Source organism: Paenibacillus sp. p3-SID1389 (genome assembly GCF_025151705.1).
Lineage (GTDB): Bacteria > Bacillota > Bacilli > Paenibacillales > Paenibacillaceae > Fontibacillus > Fontibacillus phoenicis.
This window is the reverse complement of sequence record NZ_JALXVO010000036.1, coordinates 1-22,270: the sequence shown is the minus strand read 5'-3', so window position 1 is coordinate 22,270 and position 22,270 is coordinate 1. Positions and strand designations below refer to the sequence as shown.

Genomic DNA, 22,270 nt, shown 5'->3' with positions numbered 1-22,270 from the left:
CTCATCTTTAGTTAGAAGAATTATCTCCTACCCCTACTCGGTTTGCAACTCCCAGGCGGAATCCCCTCCTTACCCTCCATGATATAATTAAATAAAATATCAAGGCGAAGGAGTGGAACGCATGCCAAAAGTGGTATTGGCCGGGGGGACGGGGTTTGTTGGACAGGCGTTTGCGAGGCGGTTTCGGGAACTGGGGGCGGAGGTAAAGATCATTTCCAGACAGGCTCCCCATATCCCTTGGGAGGATCAAAGCGCCATTGTGGAGGCGTTAGAAGGGGCAGACCTGCTGATCAATTTGGCCGGCAGATCGGTAAATTGCCGTTATACGCCGGAGAACCGGCGTCTGATCTTAAACTCCCGGACGGAAACGACACGCCAGCTTGGGGAGTGCGTCCTGGCTTGCCGCCGTCCGCCGGCGTTATGGATCAACTCCAGCACGGCAACGATTTACCGGCATGCAGAAGACCGCCCGATGACGGAGGAGGGCGGAGAAATCGGCACGGGATTTTCGGTGGACGTTGCGAAGGCGTGGGAGGAGGCTTTTTTTGCCTTTGACCTCCCGGCTACAAGGCAAATCGCCTTGCGGATCGCCATCGTGCTGGACGACGGCGGGGTCATGGCCCCCTTGCGGAACCTGGTTCGCTTTGGACTGGGCGGTGCTCAAGGATCCGGCCGTCAGCAGTTTAGCTGGATTCATATGGAGGACCTGTTCCGAATCGTCAGGTTCCTGCAGGAGCACCCTGAGCTGGACGGCGTGTTTAACGCATCCGCTCCGAACCCGGTCACGAACCGGGAGTTGATGGCCAGCCTGCGCCGGGCGATGGGCGTTCCGATCGGCCTGCCCGCACCGCGCTGGTTGCTGGAGCTGGGCGCACGTTTCATTCGCACGGAAACCGAGCTGGTGCTGAAGAGCCGCTGGGTGTTGCCGGAACGGCTGCAACGGGCGGGATTTACCTTCCATTACGATACGCTGGAGAAAGCGCTGGAGGAAATTGTAGGTCGAATGAGGGGCTAACATTTAAGAGCATAAGAGAGTGTGGAGTGCCGAAATTTTTCACCCCTGGTGCCGCGATTCTTCTCCTTATGTTTTGAGAGCGCTAACATTACAATGGGTTTAATCAAAGCAAGGGGGGAATCAAACAAGATGAAAAAATGGATATCACTATTGTGCAGCGCCGCCATGCTGATGGTATTGCTAGCTGGTTGCGGCGGGGGGAATGAAGCTTCCGGCAGCGGAGATAATGGTGGAGAGAAGGTAAGCATCTCTATCTGGCATAACTGGACAGGCCAAGACGCGAAAGCGGTGGCCATGCGAAAAATTATCGAGGACTTTCGGGCCCAGCATCCCGAGATTGAAGTCATCGACGAAGGGCTTCCGACTGACGGGTTAAAGACTCGGCTGCGGACGGTAGCTGCGGCCGACGAAATGCCGGACTTGTTCGTCATGTGGCCGGACGCCATGACGAAGGAATTCGTGAAGGGCGATTTGCTGCAGCCGATCAATGACGAGCTGGATGCCAATCCGGATTGGAAGAACAATTTCATTCCGAATGCGCTGGACGGCTACACCGTGGACGGAAAAATCTACTCCGTGCCGATGAACCTGGCGCCAAGCTCGTTTATTTTCTACAACGATGCCCTGTTTAAGAAATATAACGTCAAAGTACCGGAAACGTGGGAAGAGCTGGAGACGGCGGTCAAAACGTTTAACGACAACGGCGTCATACCGATCGCGCTGGGCAACAAAGCGAACTGGGTCGCACAGTCGACGTTCTTTAGCACCTTGGCGGACCGGATTACCGGTACCGATTGGTTCTTGAAGGCGGTTGCCCAGGACGGAGCGAAGTTTACGGATCCTGAGTTTGTCGAAGCGCTGACCACGTTCCAGAAGCTTGGTGAAATCAAGGCGTTCCAAGACGGCTTCAACAGTATCGATGAAACGCAAATGATGCAGCTGTACTTCCAAGGGAATGCCGCAATGGTTGTAAACGGCGGCTGGGCATTAGCAAACCTGGTGAACAACGCACCGGCGGAAGTGCTGGATAACACGCATATCACCATCGTTCCGACAATCCCGGGAGGCAAAGGTGCGCCAGACACCACCTCGGGCGTCGTAGGTACCGGTCTCGGGGTTAGCAAGAAGCTGACCGGAGCCCGGAAAGAAGCGGCGATGAAGCTGTTCTACGCCTTGGCAGGTCCAGATGGACAAAAGGCAACCTTGGAGAGCAGCACGCTCGTCAGCTACAATATCGAGCTCGACAAGAGCAAAGCGCATCCGCTGTTTGTTGAACTGTACGATCTGATCCAACGTGTGAAGATTGTTCCGGTTTACGACTCCAAGCTGGGCTCGGCCACGGTTGAAGTGGTGAACAACGGGCTGCAGGAGCTGCTGATGGGCGGCAAGGCAGAGGATATCGCCCGCAAAATCCAGGATGCACAGGCTGCATCGGTAGCCGCCAATTAAAGCGAACCCCTTCCCCTCAGGGGAGGGGGATTATTTTTCCTCTTAAGGATGTGAGAAAGCATGAACGCATTGCGCAGCAAGAGCTTTATCATCACCGGACTGCTGCCCGCGCTGGTGATTTACTCGCTGTTCGTCTTCGTGCCAGTGATCTGGTCGGCCTACTACGGCTTCTTCAACTGGTCGGGCATCGGCGAAGCGAAATACACCGGCCTCAGCAATTATGCGGAAATCCTGCGAGATCCCATATTCTGGCGGGCGCTGAAAAATAACATCGTGTTCGTGCTGGCCTCGGTGTTCGGACAAATTCCACTCGCTCTCGTGTTGGCCGTGCTGCTGCACAAGAGCAACCTGCTGCAGCGCTTCCTGCGCTCAGCGGTATTTTTGCCGATGGTGTTGTCCACGGTGGTCATTGGGATGATTTGGCAGTACATTTATCACCCGCAGATTGGGATTCTGAACTTTTTGCTGGATGCATTGGGATTGTCCAGTTGGAAGCTGGATTGGCTCTCGGACGGCAAGATTGCGATCTATTCGCTGCTGCCGCCGCTGATCTGGAGCTACGTTGGATTGTATCTCATCATCTTTATGTCCGCGCTCCAGAACATTCCGGGCGAGATTCACGATGCGGCTAAAATCGACGGCGTCTCCGGCGTCCGCAAGCTGCTAACCATCTCGCTGCCGATGATTAAGAACACGGTGCAGGTGGCGGTTATTCTATGTATTTCGGGCAGCTTGAAGTCCTTCGACCTGGTGTACATCATGACGAAGGGTGGACCGGCGCATGCGACGGAGCTGCTGGCGACGTATATGTACAACTCCACGTTCTCGACCTACCGGTACGGGTTCGGGAGTGCCATTTCCACCAGCATCATGATCATTAGTTTGTTGTTGATCGGAACCAGCCAGTGGCTGACCAATCGTAAAAAGGATGCCGCTTAAGGAAAGGAGGAACCATGAACTTGAACATCAATACAACCACAACGTTATCCGCGAAAAATGCAGGGGTTGGCGGCGGCGGACGGGTGTTAAGGAAGACAGGCCGCACTTTGTTTTGGGGGCTGTTGACGCTTTATGGCGTGATCACGCTGTACCCGTTCTTATGGCTGGTCATCAGTGCGTTTAAGACAAATGAAGATTTCTACGTCCGGCCCTTTGGACTCCCGCAGGTGTGGCATGGCGACAATTTCACGCGGGCCTGGGAAAGCTCGCGGCTGGGCACAGCGTTTGGCAATTCGGTGCTCGTGGCGATCGGCTCGCTAGTGCTGACGTTGTTTATCGCCGCACTAACCTCGTTTATTCTTGCCCGCTTCCAGTTCCGATGGAAAGGCGGGGTACTGACCTTTTTTGTGATCGGGATGCTGATTCCGATTCATAGTACGTTGGTTCCGTTGTTTATTCTCATGAAGCAGATGTCGTTGCTGAACACGTATTGGGCGTTGATTCTGCCTTATACCGCCTTTGCGTTGCCTACAGCCGTGTTCGTGTTGACGGCCTACCTGACGAGTGTACCGCGTGAGCTGGAGGAGGCGGCGTTTATCGATGGGACCGGTCTGTGGGGGTTATTTTTCCGCATCATGCTGCCGATGTCGGTTCCGGCTTTGGCGACGGTGACGATTCTTAGCTTCCTGCATTCCTGGAACGATTTCTCCTTCGCGCTGGTGTTCATCAACAAGACGGCGCTCAAAACGTTGCCGCTGGCTATCGCCAACTTCGCTGACGGTTATCAGACGGATTATGGCTTGTCGTTCGCGGGGATGACGCTGTCGGTTATCCCAACGATCGTCCTCTATTTGCTGTTTCAGGAACAAATGATGAAGGGGATGACGGCCGGCGCGGTGAAAGGATAAGGGAGGAACATCCTACACCGAAGCAAAGGGGGAGCGCAAGATGTTGCATAAATGGTTGACTACGTCGCTTCAGCGCAAGCTGTCGGTGGTTGTTGCAGGGTCCATGATCGTGCCGATGTTGGCCTTGGGGCTGTTCGCCTTTGTGATCTCTTCCAACATTACGGAGGAGAAAACGAAGCTGACCGGCAGTGACATGCTGAAGCAAATGGACGCCAATTTGCGCTTTATGCTGGAGGATATCGAAACGTTATCGATCTTCCTGATTGGGGAACGGGATCTGCAAACTTATCTGGCTGGTCCGGACGACGACGAAGCGAAGCGAACGGAGCTGGTCGGGCGAATGACCAATTTGGCGGCCTCCAAGCCTTATATCGCGAATATCGCGATCTATCCCGAACGGTTCGACGCGCGGCTATCAACGGCCACCTGGTATGAAAATGAGCTCCCCGAGGAGGCGGCGAAGGCCATTGCCGGCGGGCGAAAAACGTGGTCCGGCGTGTACGAAATTCGCGACTATGCCGGGATGGAGCAGGTGATCACCTTGTTTCGGCCGATCCGCAGCATCTACGATTTTCGACGGCTGGGTTGGCTGGCGATCAGCCTGGATGAACAGGAGCTGGCCCGCAATCTGGAATCGCCGGAGTTTGGTCAAGGGATGGGCAAGGTGGAACTGGTCGGGGGAGACGGGACGATTCTGTCCTCCGCCGACAAGTCCAGGCTGGGCCGGCCGCTGGATGACTATGCGCCCGGCCTGTTCGCATTGCTTCCGGGTCGCTCCCCGGAAGGAGACGGCGTGAGTGAGCCGCTCCCTGCAAGTATGAACATCAGCGGTAGCGTAATCTACGGCGAAGGGGACGGCAAGTCGACGGTGCTGTACCGTCATGAGCCCTTAACCGGATGGATGCTGGTAGGCAGCGTCCCTTACGACCAATACCGGGCGGAGAATCGCTACATCCTCACGTTAACCGCCGAGGTCGTTGGTGTGTCGGTGCTCGTGTGCACGCTGCTCATTTGGTTTACCGTTCGCCGGATTACCCGGCCGCTGCGCGTGTTAACCCGTCATTTGTCGCGGATCGATCCAGAGCGGCCTTTGCCGCGTTTTCCGGCGACCTCGGACGATGAGATCGGGCGGTTGGGTCATAGCTACAACATGCTTGGCGCGCATATCGAACGATTGAAGCGCGAAGTGATCCGCGGCGAGGCTCGCAAGAAAGAGGCCGATTTGCGTGCATTACAGGCGCAGATCAATCCTCATTTTTTATACAATACGTTGTCTTCGATCCATTGGATTGCCCTGATGTCAGGGGAGCGGCGCATCGCCGATATGGTCGAAGGGTTAAGCGACTTCTTGCGGATCAGCCTCAATCAGGGCAAAGATTACTGCCCGGTCGAACAGGAGGTAGCCCATATCCGAAATTATGTGCGCGTCCAGTCGATCCGCTTCCCCGATAAATTTACCGTCGAGTATTTCGTAGATGAGACGCTGAAGGACAAGTGGATGCTGAAGCTGCTGTTGCAGCCTTTGGTGGAAAATGCCTTGATCCATGGGATTCAAAAACGCGAAGGGATCGGTACCATCACCATCTTCATACAGCCGGAGGGAAAACGCATGAACGTAACGGTCATGGACGACGGGCTTGGCATGAACGCCGAGCGTTTGCAGGAGGTACGTCAATCGCTGCTGCTGCCCGCAGCTGACGGGGAGGAGAACGGGCGGTCAGGGAGGTCCGGAACGGCCTTGGCGGAGACGACGGCAACGGCGGTTACGGACGAAGCAGCCCCAACAGCAGCAACCATGGCAATAACGGCAACTGCGTCAACAGCGGCAACAACAGCTGCGGGGTTGTCTGCCGGATACGGGCTGCGCAACGTTAACGAGCGGCTGCTCTTGCATTACGGACGAGAAGCCGGGCTCTCAATTGACAGCCGGGAAGGCGAGGGCACGCAGGTTTCATTTTCCATTCCGATCATGGAGGAATCGCCATGAATGTATTGATTGTAGATGATGAGGTTATTATCCGGACCGGGCTGGCCAGTGTCATTTCCTGGAGCGAGCTTGGACTAAATCTGCTTCAGCCGGCTGCTTCTGCAGAGGAGGCGCTTGAGCGGCTGGAGGTGGAACGGCCGGATATCTTAATCACCGACATACGGATGAATGGCAAAACCGGCTTAGAGCTGGCGGAGGAAGCTGTGAGACGTTTGCCTGGGCTGGAAGTGATCATTTTATCTGGATATGGGGATTTTGCCTATGCCCAACAGGCGATTCGCCAGGGCGTTAGCGATTACCTGTTAAAAACGAGCAAACCGGAGGAAATCATCCGGACGGTGCTCCAAGCCAAGCAACGGTTGGTGGAGCGTCGGGCCGAGGATTCCCGCGCACATCGGCAGGCCCGGGAAGAACGGCAGCGGCAGCTGTATAAATGGGTGATCGAAGGTGAGGCGGGAGCGGCTCCTGCGGATCCCAAGCATGCGGGTTCGAGTCAGGATCTGAAGAACTTCGGCCATCCGTGGTACCGGCAAGTGCTGATTCTATCCGCCGGCGGCTGGGGCCAGGAGGAGGAGGCCGATTCGCTGCTGCGGTTTGCCGTTCAAAATATGCTGGAGGATCTGCTGCCCGGAGCGGCGGTGTTGATCCATCAGAGGCGGATCGTTTGCGTGACCGGACCCGAACCGAGCGCGGTACATTCCAGCGGCCAGCGGTTCAAGGGAATGCTGGAACGTATCGAAAATTTGCTGAACTGCCAGCTGCGCTTGGCCGCCGGCGTACCCGTGGAGGATCCGGATCAGGTGCATCAAAGTTATGTGACTGCACAGGCCGCTTTTGCTTACCATGATCTGCTCCCCGGCGCGAAGCTGCTGGATTACCAGGCGTTCGCGGATCGTAAAGGCGGGAAGACGGTGATCACACAAGAAGAGGAGAACGAGCTCGGCTCGATCTTATTAGAGCAGGATCGGATGGCGTTGCGAGCTTGGACACACCGGCTGGCCGACGAGCTCACCGCAGATCCGGAATGCACGCCGGAATCGTATCAAGCCTGTTTGCAGTCGGCGGCCGTTGCGGCGCACCGCTGGCTGGAGCGTACGCTCCGGGCGTTAGGGAAGGAAGGGGCCGCACGCTTCGCGCCTTGGTTGCAGCAGCACATCGGAGGTGCGAAGCTGAAGGATGAGCTGTTCCGTCATCTGCATGCCGTCATGAGCTTATATCACGGTCAACTTGGTGAGGGGCAGGCTTCCCATGTGCAGCGGGCCAAAGCTTATATGGAGTCCTGCCCGGCAGAGGAGCTAAGCTTGCAGCAGGTTGCGGCCTATGTGCACCTGCATCCCAGCCATCTCAGCGAGCTGTTCAAAAAAGAAACCGGCAGCACCTTCGGCGATTACGTTACCGCCTTACGAATGCGCCGGGCGATGGAGCTGCTGGCTGTATCACCGGCAAAGGTAAGCGAAATCGCCGGACTCACCGGATACGAGGACGTGAAATATTTCAGCCGGCTCTTTAAGAAGCATACCGGCAAGACGCCAAGCGAATTTCGCGAGGAGGCGCCGGGAGGAACGATCCGGCAAGCTTAACGGCACGGAAGGGTTATCTGTCGATAATACATCTCATCAGGAAAAGAGGGACGATTTATGATCATATCGGGACCATGGAAGCTGCAACATTTTGAGGTTGGTGAGAAGCCGCCCTTGGAGCTGGCCGCCCCCGGCTTGGACGATCGCTTCTGGATCGAGACCAACGTCCCGAGCGACGTTCACTCGACGCTGCTCGCGCGTGGTTTGATCGATTCCCCGTATTACGGACACAACGATGCGAAATGCCGCTGGATCGAACGGAAGGAATGGTGGTACCGCACGACGTTTGAGTTGGAGGCCATGCCGGGGGAAGCGGAGAGAATCGAGCTCGTATTTGAAGGGTTGGACACGTATGCGTCCGTCTTTGTCAACGGGCATGAAATCGGCTCAGCCTCCAACATGTTCCGCTGCTATACATTTGATATTACGCGGATCGTCCGTGAGGGGCGGAACACGATAGCGGTCCGTTTTGATCCGCTGTATTTGCATCATCGGGACAAAGAGCAGCTCGAATGGTCCTCGTATGCGAAGGAGCGGCAATGGATCCGCAAGGCGGCGATGAATTTTGGCTGGGATTGGGGGCCGCGGATCGTCACGACCGGGATCTGGGGACCGGTTCGGTTGGAACGCCATAAGCTGGCGAAGCTGACAAGCGTATATGCCGCAACATTATCCGCGAGGGCGGAGGAAGCGGTGATCCAGGTAAGCGCAGAAGTGGAAGCGTACCGCTCCGGGACGGCGGCGGTGGCCGTCGCCCGCCTGCTGGACGCGGAGGGCGGGGAGGTCGCGTCCGCTACACTTTCGGTGCTGGATGCGGGAGAGACCCTTGTAGGCAGACAAGCCGCGCTAAGGCGGGCCTTCCCGAACGCGATCCATACGAAAGGGGCCGCATCGGCCGAACTGCGTGTTGCCTGCCCACGGCGATGGTGGACGCATGACTTGGGCGAACCTTATTTGTACACGTTGCAAGTGACGCTTTTGGCCGGTGATGAAGAGATTGACCGTTACGAGCAGCCCTTTGGCATACGGACGCTGGAACTATCGCTGCAACAACCTGACGGCAGCCCTTCGTTTGCTTTTATCCTTAATGGCATTAAGGTTTATGCCAAGGGAGCCAACTGGATTCCGGCGGATCATCTGATCGGATCGATTCCGGAGTCGACGTACCGTGGATTAATCGAACTGGCCGTGGAAGGGCAAATGAACATGCTGCGCGTATGGGCGGGCGGCATTTATGAGAAAGAGATTTTTTACGAGGAGTGCGACCGGCGCGGGGTGCTGGTGTGGCAGGATTTCGCTTTTGCTAATGCGTTGTTTCCGGACTTCAACCGTGACTTTATGGACAATGTGCGGCAGGAAATTATCGATAACGTCAAGCGGCTGCGGAACCGGGCTTCGTTGGCGCTATGGTGCGGCAATAACGAAATCGACTGGCTGTATGACATGAAGTCGGCTGCTGGGGATATTACCGGGGATTTTTTTGGAGAGACGATTTATCATGAGCTGATTCCTGGCTTGCTGGCCGAGCTGGATCCGTATCGACCGTATTGGCCTTCGTCGCCGTATGGGGCGCAGGATGGGTATGATGCCAACGATCCAAATCATGGGGACCGCCATAACTGGCAGGTGTGGCATGGGTCGGTGTATCCGCGCATGCAGGGCGAGAAGCCGTTGCTGGATTACAGCATCGAGGGCGTCACGTTCAAAAATTTTAAAAAAGACTTTGCCTTGTTTAGCAGCGAGTTTGGCATGCACGCTTCCGCAAACCGGTATACGCTGGAGAAGAACATCCCGGAGGGGCAGTTTACTTGGGGGAGCGCCGAGCTGGCGTACCGGAACAAGGACACGAATCACCGCAAAGGGATTTTGCTCATGGAGGGCTATACCGGGATTCCGCAGGATATCGAGGAGTATATGAATTTCTCCATGTTAACGCAGGCCGAAGGGCTAAAATACGGGATCGAGCATTATCGCCGACATCGTCATCGGAACAGCGGTGCGCTGGTGTGGCAGCTCAACGACAGCTGGCCGGGGACGAGCTGGTCAATGATCGATTACGAGCTGTTGCCGAAGGCTTCGTATTACTATGGGAAGAAGTTTTTTCATCCGGTGCTCCTGTCGCTGGAGCATGAACCGGGCGAGCCGCTGCGCGTGTGGGTCGTGAACGACACGCTCGAGCAGCTGGAGGGGACCGTGACGTTAACGGTACATCCTTTGGTTTGGCAGGACGGAGTGGCCGAAGCGGCGGAAGCATCAGAAGATGCGGGAGACAGGGGCGCTCGTCAGTTTACGTTTACGGCGATGGTGCCGCCGCAAACGGCGCTGCTGCTCGGGAGCTTGGATGAGGCGGAGGCGCTGGTGGGTTTGGCGCCGGAGGAGGTGCTGGTGGAGCTGAGCGCCGCCGGGTTCAGCGCACCGGTGAACCGCTACTACCTGCGCGATCCGAAGGATATCCGACTACCTGCGACCGAGCTGGACGTGCAGGTGGACGAAGCAGAGCAGACCGTCACGGTCACCGTCTCCGGCCAAGCTATCGCCCGTCTGGTGAAGCTGGAGATGCCGCTAGGCCAGGTCCGCTACAGCGACAACTACTTCGACCTGCTGCCGGGCGAGAGCCGGACGGTGCGCCTCCGGCATCCGGGCGGCTTGCCGCTGCCCTGGGCGGCGCTGCGAGTCGGCGCCCTGAACGCCGCCGCCGGGCCGGGCAAGCGCTAGGGCGGGCGGCGGCGGAGCACGTTACTGCGCCCGCGTAACGAAACGAGAAGACCTTCCGTTAGATTTTTTTAGCGGCGTTTTTTCGCCGAATAAGCGCACTACGTTCCGTTACACTTGCCCGCCGCCCGCAGCGCAAAAAAACGCCTCCACATCTTGTGGAGGCGTTTTTGGCATTGCTATTCCTCGTGCTCGAAGAGGGTGATGCCTTCGATTTGGTTGATCGTTCTGCGCAGCTCCCGGGCTTGCTCCCGGCTGATTTCGCCGTTTTCGAACATGCGGTTGACTTCCGCGCGTTCGGCATCCATAACCAGCAGCCGCAGCTCTTCCTTCTGCGCTTCCGTCTTCTCGTTGAATGGATTCGCGGAGCCTTTCAACCGAGCGATGGCGCGCTTGTAATCCAGGATGACGTATTGAATGAGGTTGTCGGAAGCGTCTCCTTTTTTCAACCCCTGTAAATACTCGAGTGCTGCTTGCAAGGCCTTCAGGTGGATGTCCCGCCCTACGGCCTTCATGTTGTCATCTTTGTATTTCCGTCTCGCCCGCCGGAAATCCCGTACTGTCGTACCAACCAGGAAGAAGAAGCGGGAGCTTCCGCTTTGCGACAGCTTCTCTTCACGGTGATCCAAAGCCTTCTCGAAGGTTTCATACATGACTTTGTCTATGCTGCCTTCTTGGACGGCTTGCTGGATGTAGTTGCGTTCTACCTTCAGTGCGGCCCGGTGCAGTTCGGTGATTTTCCCGATCATTTCTGGCCGATCCAGCCGCTGGGCTCCCCATTGATCCAAAGCGGGCTTAAGGAGCCGGCTATACTCATCCATAAGCTGATAGGCCGCGACCTTATTGTCCTCGTCCATGACCTCTTTGATTTTGTTTAGCGCAACGCGCAGCACGCGGGTCCGAGCTTCGTTATAATCGAGGAACGGACTGTCCTCTTCGCCTGGCGCGGCCCCTTTGCTAAGCATCGGCAATAAGATCGTGGCCGCAATCAACGTAAACAAGATGACGCCCGCTGCCAAGAACAGAATCAATGACCGTTCCGGGAACGGCCCGCCGCTGGCAACCACATAAGGGATAGACAGGACACCGGCCATCGTCACCGCGCCGCGGACCCCGGTCAAGGTGAGCAGCAGGCTGGACTTCACCGTAGGTTTATCCCCTTTGCCTTTTTTGTAATCATGAATGGCAAATAAATGCGACCAGATAAAACGAATCCCCAGGATTCCAACCCCAACAATGAGCACGTACCCAATCGCCAGCACATTGTTAATATTCGGGTTAGCGACAGTATCCTGAATCGACGACGGGATGTTCAGACCAAGCAGCAGGAAGACAACCCCGTTCAGGACGAACAGCAGCGTGGACCAAATATTTTCCGTTAACAATTGTTCCTTGGCCAGCATCGTTTCCGTCCGCTCCCGCACCAGCGAATGCACGATACCGCCGACAACAACGGCAATAACGCCGGAAGCATGCAGGAATTCCTCCGTCACGATAAAGATCAGGAACGGCGTGAGAATTTGCAGCAGCGAGTGCAGCGTGGCATCCTTAATCCCTTGTTTGAGCAGCGAGAACCGGATCCAAGCCATCATCAAGCTGAGCACTAAACCAAGCAAGGCCCCGATCACGAACATATAGGAGAAGTCATATAACGCTTCTTTCAGAGAAAAATACCCCGTCACGACCGCCGCAACCGCGTAGTTGAAAGCGACCAAGCCGGAGGCGTCGTTGATCAACGATTCACCCCGGACCAGATTCAGCACTTTCTCCGGGATATGAATCCGCTTGGCGATACCGTTGACGGCCACCGGGTCGGTAGGGGACAGGATTGCCGCCAATGCAAATGCCGCGGCCAGCGGAATGTCAGGAATCACGGCATGGATGAGGTAGCCGCCTCCCAGCGTAGTTAACACGACGAGGACGATGGCGTTCCCGAGAATCGCCCCGCGCATATTCCATAGTTGGTCGCGAGGGAAATACCTGCCGTCGTTGTACAACAGGGGGGCTACGAATAGCAACAAAAACCATTCCGTTTCAAGCTCTAGCGAAAACTCTTTGTAGGCCAGCGCGATGAGGATCCCGAGAGCGATTTGAGTAAGTGCGGTTGGGATCATCGGGATGTAGTGGCTGATGATGTTGGAAACCACCAGACAGATGAGCAGCAAAATGACAGTAATCAGTAAATCCATGAAAGCAACGTCCTTCCGATGTGTCCGGGCACTGGGCCGATTTGGTATTGATTATAGCATATCCGAATTTCTTAAACCGAATTTAAACGGACAACTGCTTTTAACGAAAAAAAGCTCCTCCGCAGCCGATGCGGAAGAGCAAGAAGCAGTTTCACTTAGGTAACCCCAGGTATTACAGGTCATCGAACCCGTTGTCGTCGCCGACCTTGCCGTAGTTGCGGGATTTGGCCTCGAAAAAGTCCGTTTTCGTTGCGTTCAACGCTTCGTCGGAGAACGGCTTGATCCACGGCATGCAGTTGATATCCACGCCCGCGTACGCTTTCTCCAGCCCCATTAACGTCAACCGTTTGTTGGCGATGTATTTAATGTAATCGGACAATTCGTTTAAGTCGATGCCGGGGACATTTTTTAACGTATAGTGCGCCCAGTTCGTCTCCAGTTCTACCGCCCGGTCGATCGTGCGGTATGCGTAATCGATATTTTCCTTCGTGTTTAATTCCGGATAATCGATCAGCAGTTGCTTGAACACTTCGGCGAAGAAGTAGCAGTGCTGGTTCTCATCCCGTTGGATGTACGAGATCATTTGGCTGGTGCCCATCATTTTCTGATCGCGTGCGAGGTTGTAGAAGAACGCAAACGTACTATAAAAGAAGATGCCCTCAAGAATAAGATCCGCCACCAGCGCTTCAAAAAACGATTGCGGCGTCGGTTCATCACGGAAGTTCTGATAGATGTTGGCGATAAATTTGTTGCGGTCCAGCAGCACCGGATCATGCTTCCAGTACTCGAAAATTTCTTTCTGCTCCTGCTCCGACACGATCGAGGACAGCACGTAGGAGTAGGATTGGTTATGGACCACTTCCTGTTGCCCGATGATCGCCGAGATCGCCTCCAGCGATGAGTCGGTGAAGTAGCGCTTTACATCGCCCACAAACATCGTCTGCATCGAGTCGAGCACGGCCAAGAGCGAGATGTTGATCTTGAAGGTGCGCTGCTCTTCCGGATCGAGCAGGGCGAATTGCTGCGCATCTTTGGCCATCGGGATTTCGTCGGCGATCCAGTGGTTGAGCAGCAGCACCTTGTACAGCTTGTACATATGAGGCATGCGAATGTCGTTCCAGTTCAGGATGCCCGAGCATTCGCCGCCGATGATGCGCGTTGATTTGTTGGGGGCTTCGGTATTAAAAATCGTTTGAAGTTGCATGGGATTTCGCTCCTTAATTTGTGTTGAGTAAGTTGTACATGGAATGGGATTTGCGGGATCAGGCCGCCGGCGTTTCTCTAGAATCATTTCCCTCTGGCCCATACCCGCATGTATATATGTTCAAAACGTGAGCGCATCCCCGCAGGGGATAGCGTCTCCAAGCACGCAGTTACGCTCAAAGCGCCTTTGCTGCTCCCTCGTCTTGCGCCAAAAGTAAGTGCATCCCGAAGGGACAACGCCTCCCAGCACGAAGTTCCGCCTAAAGCGCCCCTGTAGCTTTCTCGTTTTGCACCAAAAGTAAGTGCATCCCCGAAGGGGACAACGACGGTTACGCACGGAGCAGCACCATGTACCGCCGCAGTCGCAGTCCCCGCCCCGCAGGAGCACTGCAGTAGAGCGGGCCCGAAGGGCGACAAGCGGCTCACTGCACATATGCCGCCCGGGTGCGCCGACAGCAGCAGTCCTGAGCAGCACGGTTTTCCAGGTCACCCGGGAGCGCCCAAAGTAAGACGTACCCGAAGGGGGAAAAGCGTTCCACGAGCCAACCTCAGCGAATCCCCGATAGGGGAGAGCGCGCAGGAGCGCCTCTTGCTCTCCCACGTTCTTCCCCTTTGCGGGAGACCAGAGGGCAGCAGGCCCTCGGGCGCCCTCCCTTACGGTAAGGGAGGGGTGGGGAGGGTTGAGTACCTCATGAGGCACAACTTTCGCACTCCTCAATCGTCAACGCCCGGCTCCGCACATAATACGTCGACTTCAACCCGGCCTTCCAAGCATGCAGATGCAGGTCAAGGAAGTCAGTGGCCCGGATGTCCGGCCGCACGTACAGGTTGAAGCTTTGGCCTTGGTCGACGTGGCGCTGGCGCGCGCCAGCCATTTCGATCGACCAATGCTGGTCGATCAGGAACGCGGTCTTGTAGTACCAGATCGTTTTTTCGGACAGGTCCGGTGCCGGGTTGGCGATTTTGTACGTCGTCTTCTCCTCATACGAAAGCAGCTCGTACAACGGATCGATGCTGGCGGTCGAGCCGGCGATGATCGAGGTTGATCCGTTGGGGGCGATCGCGAACATCCAGGCGTTGCGAACGCCGTTCTCGCGCACTTCCTTCTGCAGCTCACGCCATTGCTCGGTCGTCACGTATTTGCCTTCGCGCGTGCCGTCAACGTAACCGCGGGACTCGAAGTACTGCCCCGTTTCCCAGTCAGAGCCGGCAAACTTCGGATATTTGCCTTTTTCCTTGGCGAGCTCCATGCTGGATTTGATCAGCAGGTAGTTGATCTTTTCATAAAGCGCGTCGTTGTATTCAACCGCCTCCTGGGATTCCCAACGGATGCCTTCGAGCGCCAGCAGATGGTGCAGGCCAAATGTGCCAAGTCCGATCGCCCGATATTGGCTGTTCGTATACTGCGCTTGCAGCACTTCGATATTGTTGATATCGATCACGTTATCGAGCATCCGCGTCTGAATCGGCACCAGCCGCTCCAGCACGCCGGCCGGCACCGCGCGGGCCAGATGGATCGAGTTCAGGTTGCAGACGACGAAATCGCCAGGGATTTTGGACACGACGATCCGGGTTTGTCCGTCCTTTGTCACCAGTTCCTCTTGCTCGACGACGGTCGGCGATTGATTTTGCATAATCTCCGTACACAGGTTGGACGAGTAAATCATCCCATGCGCCCGGTTCGGGTTCGCCCGGTTTACCGTATCGCGATAGAACATGTAGGGCGTGCCGGTCTCCAGCTGCGATTTCATGATTCGCTTCATGATATCGATCGCCGGCATCGTGATGCGCGACAGGGTAGGGTGGGCAACGGCTTCGGCGTATTTTTCACGGAAGCTGCCTTTCCCAAGCTCCTCATCATAGAAATCCTCCAGCCCCAATGGGCGGCCGTTCTCATCCTTCCAGCCCATCGTTTTCTTCACTTCGTGCGGGCAGAACAGATGCCATTCCCCGCGGGCCTCCACCGCCTCCATGAACAGGTCAGGCAGGCACACGCCGTGGAAGACGTCATGCGCGCGCATCCGCTCGTCGCCGTTGTTCAGCTTCAGATCGAGGAAGGCAAGAATATCTTTGTGAAAAACGTCCAAATAAACCGCGATCGCACCTTTACGCGTTCCGAGCTGGTCGACGCTGACGGCGGTGTTGTTCAGCTGGCGAATCCAGGGAATAACGCCGGAGCTGGTGTTCTTGTGGCCGCGGATGTCCGAGCCGCGCGCGCGGACCTTACCGAGGTAAACGCCGATGCCGCCGCCCATTTTGCTCAAGCGGGCTACATCCGTATTGGAGTCGAAGATACCCTCAAGGGAATCGTCGACAGTATCGATGAAGCAGCTGGAGAGCTGGCCGGCTACTTTTTTACCGGCATTGGACATCGTTGGCGTCGCCGCAGTCATATAAAGGTTGCTCATCGCCCAATACGCTTCCTTCACCAGCTCCAGACGCTTCTCTTCCGGCTCCTTATGCATCAGGTACATGGCGATGACCATGTAGCGCTCCTGCGGCAGCTCCATCGTCCGTCCGTCGAAGTCGGTGGCCAGGTAACGCTCCGTCAGCGTGAGCAGGCCGATGTAGTCGAACAGCAGGTCGCAGGACGGGTCAATCGTGCGGCCCAGCTCTTCAATCTGCTCCTTCGTATAGCACTCCAGCAGCTCCTCGCGGTAAATGCCCAGCTGGCAGAGCTCGGTGATCAGGTGATAGAACGAGCCGTAAGGCTCTTCCGGGTAGGCTTTGTAGCGACGATTGACGGCCGCTTTTTTGTACAGGGAAGTGAGCAGGGAGCGGGCCGCCGCATATTTCCAATCGGGCTCATCTTTGCTGACGAGCTCCAGTGCGGACATCGTAAACGCGTTGCTAATTTCTTCACCGGTCACCACATCCCGGCGCAGCTTTGCATTGACGCCGCGCAGCAGGCGCTCTTTATCGACGTTATGTAATCCTTGCAAAATTCGGTCAGCATAGACGCCAAGGCGTGCGCTGTCAAACGCAAGCTGTCGGTTATTTGGTTTTGTCACTAGAGTAGGCATGAGATAAATCCTCACTTTCCATATATTAAGGTAGGATGAAGGCTGCAGATGGGTGGTGGTACCCCAAATCTTGAATGTTCAAATTGCAGATAATCAGTGAAAAAAGGGGCGCAATCAAGTTGCGCTCAGGATCAATAAGATCAATCAGCTAAAAAGAGAACAGGGGCTCCCATAACACGGCTTGTCCCTGCTGCAGGCTGGGTTGAATATCGATCAGCCGTTGATTGGAGCTGCCGCGATAAAGCAGGGAAGGATCGCGAAGCTCCTCAACGAACCTTCCGTCGACCAGCACCTCGCAACGCCGCAACAGTTCATATTCGGGGGAGCCGGGGCGTTCGATTAATTCTTCCAACGTATAACCGGTGTAAATCCAGATGGATATTGGCCCGGTTTCCGCCACAAGCCGGTCGATAAAACCGCAGACCTCAGCAGCGGAGAAAAAAGGATCACCGCCAAGGATCGTGAGTCCGCTGAGCAACGGATTATGTTTAATGTCATAAATAATTTCTGCTTCCCGCTCCAAAGTGAGCGGTTCCCCGTAATCGAAGCTCCAGGTTTTTGGGCTGAAGCAGCCTTTGCAATAATGGCGGCATCCGCTGATGAAGATCGCTGCTCTCAAGCCGGGCCCTTCATTAATGGATTCCGGGTAGTACCCGCAAATGTTCATGCGTCGTGTTTCACCCGGTCGCGAACCTCCGCTTGTTTAGCGGGGTTGAACCGTGTCTGGTAGTCGCCGGTCAGATAACCGGTCACCCGGCGCAAACGGCGAATATGCACTTCGCTCTCATGGCTGCCGCAGGAGGGGCAGCTTGCCCCAATGATCCCTTCAAAGCCGCAGGCCGAGCAGCGGTCGATCGGATGGTTGATGCTAAAATAGCTGACCTGCTGCTGCAGGGCGTATTGCACGATTTTGACGAATGCTTCCGGATTGTTGCGGGCATTGCCGTTAAGCTCGATATAAGAGATGGCTCCGGCGTTGCACAGCCCGTGGAATTTGGCTTCCAGCTCGATTTTTCGTGCCGCACTGATGTTGTAGTAGACCGGGATATGGAACGAATTCGTGTAATACTCGCGGTCCAAAATCCCGGGCAGCGGGCCGTAGACCGCACGGTCGCGTTTGGTGAACTTGCCGGACAGCCCCTCCGCCGGGGTCGCAAACAACGTGATATTGAGATTGTGAATTTCGCTTTGGCCGTCACAATAGTCGCGCATGTAAGCGATCAGGTCGTAAGCTTTCTGATACACGGCTTCATCTTCGCCGTGATGCTTCCCGTACATCGCCTTCATGCATTCGGCCAGCCCGATGAACCCGATGGACAAGCTGCCGTGCTTCAGCAATTCGCCGACCTGATCATCCGGCGCCAGCTGCTCACCGCCTTCCCAGACGCCTTCCCGCATCATGAAATCGGAAGCCTTCGCTTTTTGGGAGGCCTGAATCGAGAAGCGATGCAGCAATCCCTCCAGGGCGATATTCATATAGTGAGTCAGCTCGCGGTAGAAGCCGCGTTCGTCGGGCTCTTTGCGGTGTCCCAACGCGATGCCGTACTTCAAGCCTAGCTTGACCAGGTTCAGCGTATTAAAGGAAAGGTTGCCTTTGCCAGACAGACGATTGCGGCCGAACCGGTCAGCCAGCACCCGGGTGCGGCAGCCCATGGTAGCGAATTCCGTATCCGGATCCGTGGGGTCGTAATACATCAGGTTGAGTGGGGCGTCCAGGTTGGCGAAATTCGGATAAAGCCGTTTGGCCGAGCATTCCGCCGCTTTCAGAAATAGGGAGTAGTTAGGTTCCCCCGGATTCTGGTTGACGCCTTGTTTACATTTAAAAATCTGAATCGGGAAAATCGGCGTTTCCCCATGGCCCAGCCCGCGCATCGTGGCCGTGAGCAGGGAGTCGATGACCAGTTGTCCTTCCGGTGAGGTACATGTGCCGTAATTGATGCTGGTGAACGGGATTTGCCCGCCGGCCCGGCTCGACATCGTATTCAGATTATGAATCAGGCTTTCGGCCGCCTGGAACGTCTCGCTTTTGGTTTCCTTGAGCGCATAGTTAAAAGCCTTGGGATACTGATCCCGCAGGTCACTGCGGCTCATCGTGATGTCGCCCAAATCAGCGTTCGCATCGCCTTCTTCAAAATAATCCAGCCCTTTGCGGAAGTACTTGGCGAACGATTTGGCTACGTACGGGGCGAGATCGAAGTCCAGCTTGTTCGCGGACACACCGCCGAATTGGGAGTTTTGCTGGGATTGGAAAATGATCGCCACCAGCGCCATCGCCGTCATGATGGAAGTTGGCGGGCGTACGCTGCCGTTGCCGGTGTTGAAGCCTTTGCGCAGCAGTTTGTCAAACGGGATAAAAATACAGTTCGTTGTGCCGAGGGCGTACTGATCCAAGTCGTGAACATAAACGATGTTATCCTGAATGGCCTGTACCAAGCGAGTTGGCAGTACGAAATGGCTTGCATACCATTTGGAATACTCGCTGCCGAATTTGCTCATCTTGCCGGAGAAGCTCTCTCCATTTAAATTGGCGTTCTCGCGCAGCACCTCAAGATTGCGGCTCTGGACGATTTCCTCGCCCATCCGAATCACTTCATCCAGCAAGGTGTCCCGGCCGGTATACGTCTGGCTTACCCATGCCATAACACACTTCTCCTCCCTGTAAACCGAGCTTTGGTTCAAAATAAAAGAGCATGTCCAACCAACGAGGTAGACATGCCCGAATGCACTGCAAAAAAGTGGACAGACCAAATCAAGGCCCCAACATTTCGGCGGCAAGCGGACACCATCCCTGATCCTCGCAGGTTTTCCGTCGGTGTCTTTCAAACGGGCAGGTCTCCTGGCTTTCGGAACGTTGCTGACGCCTTCCCGCAGCTCATCAAGCATTAAGCTGTAGTGGCATATCGTCAGTCGAACGGCTGGGTCTTCAAGACGATGTAGGCGAACGCCTCGTCTTTAGTACCAAGCTACCGATTACAGTGGCGGGACCGCAGCGGACTTGCACCGCACTTCCCTTTTAAGCTCCGGCGGCTTGTCCGCCGGATCACCCGTTCACACTATATTTTGTTGCGTTGATCTAAGGATAGCCCAAGATATTGTGTTTGTAAATGGGATTTTCCCATTGAAAGCAGACTGAAAATCACGTGAAAATCTCCGGTCCGCGCAACGATGCGGAGAGTGGGGGACAGAAGAAAATTGTGAACATTTATAAATGGGACTGGAGGACTAGATCGGGTTTTACAGAGTGTGTGAGTTTTGGGGACGGTAAGGATATTAGCAGACGGGTTCGGTTGATCTTAGAGAGGAGAGTTGGTTAGAATATACCTGTAGGACGAAAACCAGCTCAGGGATTTGATTCAAACCATTACCAGGAAAGAAGGGAGCCGATTATGGCTATCGCCGAAGTTACCGTTATTCCGATCGGGACGGGGAGCACCAGCCTCAGCGCTTATGTGGCCGAGTTGCATCGGGTGTTGGAGAAGCAGAAGGGCATTACCTTTACCCTCACCTCCATGAGCACGATTATTGAAGGATCGTTAGATGATGTGTTTACTGCGATTCGCGCGATTCACGAAGCGCCGTTCCAATCCGGTGCCGGCCGCGTATCAACCTCGATCAAGATCGATGATCGCCGCGACAAAGCCAGCTCCTCCGAACAGAAGCTACGCTCTGTGCGCGAGAAACTATAATTTCTTGAAATTGGTGCTTGCATTATTTTTAAAACTCGGTATAATAAATTTTGTTCGCTAAAAACGAACCTGCTGGTGTAGCTCAGCTGGTAGAGCAACGCATTCGTAATGCGTGGGTCGGGGGTTCGAGTCCCTTCACCAGCATCTGATATGCAAGCATAACGCGCCCTCCGAGGTTTTCGGGGGGCGTTTTTGAATTGTTGAAGGACCTTGTTCATCTTCCGAGTGACCTCTTGCTCTTCGCTTGTTAGTTCTTCTCCGTTTCTTTGTTTTCTCCATGCGCTTAGCACTAAATTGTGACCGCAAATAGGGAGGTTTGCTGAAACCTCCCTGTTCCTTGGTGCGCTTACTCTTGCTCCATCGCATCCCTTTTTGTCCGATGCACCGTGCCAAACGGATGGTGCGGCGGGGCATAAATGACATACACCTTCAGCGGCTCGTTGCCGGTGTTGATGATGTTGTGCCACGTGCCGGCGGGGATGAAGACCGCGTCGTCTTCACGGATGTTTCGTACGAAGGTGAGGTGATCCGCTCGATCGCCCATTTGCGCAACGCCTCGACCCTCTTCCACGCGTACAAATTGGTCCGTGTTCGGATGGATCTCCAAGCCGATATCCTCACCGACCGGAATGCTCATCAAAGTGACCTGGAAATGCTTGCCGGTCCAGAGAGCGGTCCGGAAGTTCCGGTTATGCTCGGCGGCATCGCTAATATTAATCACAAACGGCTTTTGCCCGTAATCTTGAAGCGGCTGCCGGTTCCAAGCGTCGTCTTGCGAAGGAGACGGTGCGTATTCAGGATAGATCGGGCTGGGCTCGATATAGTCGGGATAGCGTGCGGGTTGAAATGCCTGCGGATATCCGTAAACGAAGTAAGGTTGAGGATAGATGTAAGGATCATACGGAGCGGCGTACGACAAGCCGGGGTACGGTCCGGGAACATAACTCATGTTTGACATAACCTCCAGTTTTTTTATCCATCATATGCCTATTCCTTGCTCCTGTGCTTGTATGAAAATGAGTCAATTCTACTGATGCATTCATCTAAGAATCTTCTTTCTCTCTTACATAGAATAGAGCATACCTTAGTAAAGGGGAGAAGATGGTATGGCAAAAACGCTTTTGGATTACAACTCGACTGTTGTGACTCCGGTGACCAATGGTGTTAACATTCCGATTCCGGTTGTAGGGGGCGTGCAGATTGCAGCAGTTTCCGTATTCCTTGATCCGGCCGATCCGGCGTCCTTGACCAACCGTGTTGAGTTGAAGGCAACGATAGGCGTTGAAGCGCTGACCGATACGCCGAATATCCTGGTGCGCATCTGGAGAGCGGGCACCGAAATCTTCTATGGGTTAGTAGAGCTGGAGGATGCTTTCAACGACTGGGGTCTCATTAGCGTGCACATGGTTGAACACGCCCCGCTCGGAGTCCAAAACTATCAGCTGATCGTAGAAAATCAGGATAACAACAGCACGGCCAGAGTCGTAGGGCCGGTTGTCTTCACGGCTACCGCTATCGGCGGATAATCCTCTTCTTTCATGAAAGATCCCCTCGCGGTGCGACCGGAGGGGATTTTTTA

Annotated in this window: 15 protein-coding genes, 1 tRNA gene and 1 riboswitch; of the genes, 10 read left to right on the top strand and 6 right to left on the bottom strand. The window is 55.3% G+C overall.

Annotated elements, in window-relative coordinates:
* The first annotated feature begins 121 nt into the window (after positions 1 to 121).
* The 7 genes from M3G15_RS14745 to M3G15_RS14715 all read left to right on the top strand — a co-directional run bounded on the left by M3G15_RS14745 (position 122) and on the right by M3G15_RS14715 (position 10,593).
* Entirely contained in the window at positions 122 to 1,015 is an 894-nt protein-coding gene (locus M3G15_RS14745) for a TIGR01777 family oxidoreductase (RefSeq protein ID WP_260071368.1), read from the top strand.
* 129 nt (positions 1,016 to 1,144) lie between these two features.
* Positions 1,145 to 2,464, top strand: coding sequence for an extracellular solute-binding protein (locus tag M3G15_RS14740; protein WP_260071367.1), 1,320 nt, complete (start codon positions 1,145 to 1,147; stop codon positions 2,462 to 2,464).
* Positions 2,465 to 2,524: 60 nt separating this feature from the next.
* Positions 2,525 to 3,403 (top strand): carbohydrate ABC transporter permease, encoded by an 879-nt coding sequence (locus M3G15_RS14735; RefSeq protein ID WP_009224017.1) that lies wholly within the window; start codon positions 2,525 to 2,527, stop codon positions 3,401 to 3,403.
* 14 nt (positions 3,404 to 3,417) lie between these two features.
* Entirely contained in the window at positions 3,418 to 4,311 is an 894-nt protein-coding gene (locus M3G15_RS14730) for a carbohydrate ABC transporter permease (protein WP_260071366.1), read from the top strand.
* Positions 4,312 to 4,351: 40 nt separating this feature from the next.
* A complete protein-coding gene (locus tag M3G15_RS14725; protein ID WP_260071365.1) occupies positions 4,352 to 6,298 on the top strand; it encodes a cache domain-containing sensor histidine kinase in 1,947 nt (648 codons plus the stop codon).
* Positions 6,295 to 7,878, top strand: coding sequence for a helix-turn-helix domain-containing protein (locus tag M3G15_RS14720; RefSeq protein WP_260071364.1), 1,584 nt, complete (start codon positions 6,295 to 6,297; stop codon positions 7,876 to 7,878). Before M3G15_RS14725 ends, M3G15_RS14720 begins: the two co-directional genes overlap by 4 nt.
* A gap of 57 nt (positions 7,879 to 7,935) precedes the next feature.
* Positions 7,936 to 10,593, top strand: a complete 2,658-nt coding sequence (locus M3G15_RS14715; protein ID WP_260071363.1) for a beta-mannosidase — start codon at positions 7,936 to 7,938, stop codon at positions 10,591 to 10,593.
* A gap of 176 nt (positions 10,594 to 10,769) precedes the next feature.
* Here the strand turns inward: M3G15_RS14715 and M3G15_RS14710 are convergent, their stop codons facing one another.
* From M3G15_RS14710 to M3G15_RS14690, 5 genes are all read right to left on the bottom strand, one after another.
* Positions 10,770 to 12,779, bottom strand: a complete 2,010-nt coding sequence (locus M3G15_RS14710; protein WP_260071362.1) for a Na+/H+ antiporter — start codon at positions 12,777 to 12,779, stop codon at positions 10,770 to 10,772.
* Between the two features lie 172 nt (positions 12,780 to 12,951).
* Positions 12,952 to 13,983 carry a ribonucleotide-diphosphate reductase subunit beta gene (locus M3G15_RS14705; protein WP_009224023.1) on the bottom strand — a complete coding sequence of 344 codons (1,032 nt, stop codon included), beginning with the start codon at positions 13,981 to 13,983 and terminating at the stop codon, positions 12,952 to 12,954.
* A 688-nt stretch (positions 13,984 to 14,671) separates the two neighbouring features.
* Positions 14,672 to 17,005, bottom strand: coding sequence for a ribonucleoside-diphosphate reductase subunit alpha (locus M3G15_RS14700; RefSeq protein ID WP_009224024.1), 2,334 nt, complete (start codon positions 17,003 to 17,005; stop codon positions 14,672 to 14,674).
* A 148-nt stretch (positions 17,006 to 17,153) separates the two neighbouring features.
* The gene (gene nrdG / locus M3G15_RS14695) at positions 17,154 to 17,672 is read right to left on the bottom strand and encodes an anaerobic ribonucleoside-triphosphate reductase activating protein (RefSeq protein WP_260071361.1); all 519 of its coding nucleotides are present in this window, start codon (positions 17,670 to 17,672) and stop codon (positions 17,154 to 17,156) included.
* Positions 17,669 to 19,585 (bottom strand): anaerobic ribonucleoside triphosphate reductase, encoded by a 1,917-nt coding sequence (locus tag M3G15_RS14690; RefSeq protein ID WP_407673988.1) that lies wholly within the window; start codon positions 19,583 to 19,585, stop codon positions 17,669 to 17,671. The genes nrdG and M3G15_RS14690 overlap by 4 nt, the downstream gene beginning before the upstream one ends.
* A 229-nt stretch (positions 19,586 to 19,814) precedes the next feature.
* Positions 19,815 to 20,068: riboswitch (cobalamin riboswitch) on the bottom strand.
* A 323-nt stretch (positions 20,069 to 20,391) separates the two neighbouring features.
* On the opposite strand from M3G15_RS14690, the gene M3G15_RS14685 reads away from it, so the two are divergent.
* A complete protein-coding gene (locus tag M3G15_RS14685; protein ID WP_009224027.1) occupies positions 20,392 to 20,691 on the top strand; it encodes an MTH1187 family thiamine-binding protein in 300 nt (99 codons plus the stop codon).
* 71 nt (positions 20,692 to 20,762) lie between these two features.
* A tRNA-Thr gene (locus M3G15_RS14680) sits at positions 20,763 to 20,835 on the top strand.
* Positions 20,836 to 21,037: 202 nt separating this feature from the next.
* On the opposite strand, the gene M3G15_RS14675 is transcribed toward M3G15_RS14680, so the two are convergent.
* Positions 21,038 to 21,640, bottom strand: a complete 603-nt coding sequence (locus M3G15_RS14675) for a cupin domain-containing protein (RefSeq protein WP_009224028.1) — start codon at positions 21,638 to 21,640, stop codon at positions 21,038 to 21,040.
* Between the two features lie 157 nt (positions 21,641 to 21,797).
* On the opposite strand from M3G15_RS14675, the gene M3G15_RS14670 reads away from it, so the two are divergent.
* On the top strand, positions 21,798 to 22,217 hold the full coding sequence (locus M3G15_RS14670) for a hypothetical protein (RefSeq protein WP_009224029.1): 420 nt from the start codon (positions 21,798 to 21,800) through the stop codon (positions 22,215 to 22,217).
* Positions 22,218 to 22,270: the final 53 nt, after the last annotated feature.

Bases quoted from the DNA above. Each gene is read 5' to 3' on its own strand.
- M3G15_RS14735 (WP_009224017.1), top strand. From the start codon at position 2,525: ATGAACGCATTGCGCAGCAAGAGCTTTATCATCACCGGACTGCTGCCC.
- M3G15_RS14730 (WP_260071366.1), top strand. From the start codon at position 3,418: ATGAACTTGAACATCAATACAACCACAACGTTATCCGCGAAAAATGCA.
- M3G15_RS14710 (WP_260071362.1), bottom strand. From the start codon at position 12,779: ATGGATTTACTGATTACTGTCATTTTGCTGCTCATCTGTCTGGTGGTT.
- nrdG (WP_260071361.1), bottom strand. From the start codon at position 17,672: ATGAACATTTGCGGGTACTACCCGGAATCCATTAATGAAGGGCCCGGC.
- M3G15_RS14675 (WP_009224028.1), bottom strand. From the start codon at position 21,640: ATGAGTTATGTTCCCGGACCGTACCCCGGCTTGTCGTACGCCGCTCCG.
- M3G15_RS14690 (WP_407673988.1), bottom strand. From the start codon at position 19,585: ATGGGCGAGGAAATCGTCCAGAGCCGCAATCTTGAGGTGCTGCGCGAG.
- M3G15_RS14670 (WP_009224029.1), top strand. From the start codon at position 21,798: ATGGCAAAAACGCTTTTGGATTACAACTCGACTGTTGTGACTCCGGTG.
- M3G15_RS14725 (WP_260071365.1), top strand. From the start codon at position 4,352: ATGTTGCATAAATGGTTGACTACGTCGCTTCAGCGCAAGCTGTCGGTG.
- M3G15_RS14745 (WP_260071368.1), top strand. From the start codon at position 122: ATGCCAAAAGTGGTATTGGCCGGGGGGACGGGGTTTGTTGGACAGGCG.
- M3G15_RS14705 (WP_009224023.1), bottom strand. From the start codon at position 13,983: ATGCAACTTCAAACGATTTTTAATACCGAAGCCCCCAACAAATCAACG.
- M3G15_RS14720 (WP_260071364.1), top strand. From the start codon at position 6,295: ATGAATGTATTGATTGTAGATGATGAGGTTATTATCCGGACCGGGCTG.
- M3G15_RS14740 (WP_260071367.1), top strand. From the start codon at position 1,145: ATGAAAAAATGGATATCACTATTGTGCAGCGCCGCCATGCTGATGGTA.
- M3G15_RS14700 (WP_009224024.1), bottom strand. From the start codon at position 17,005: ATGCCTACTCTAGTGACAAAACCAAATAACCGACAGCTTGCGTTTGAC.
- M3G15_RS14715 (WP_260071363.1), top strand. From the start codon at position 7,936: ATGATCATATCGGGACCATGGAAGCTGCAACATTTTGAGGTTGGTGAG.
- M3G15_RS14685 (WP_009224027.1), top strand. From the start codon at position 20,392: ATGGCTATCGCCGAAGTTACCGTTATTCCGATCGGGACGGGGAGCACC.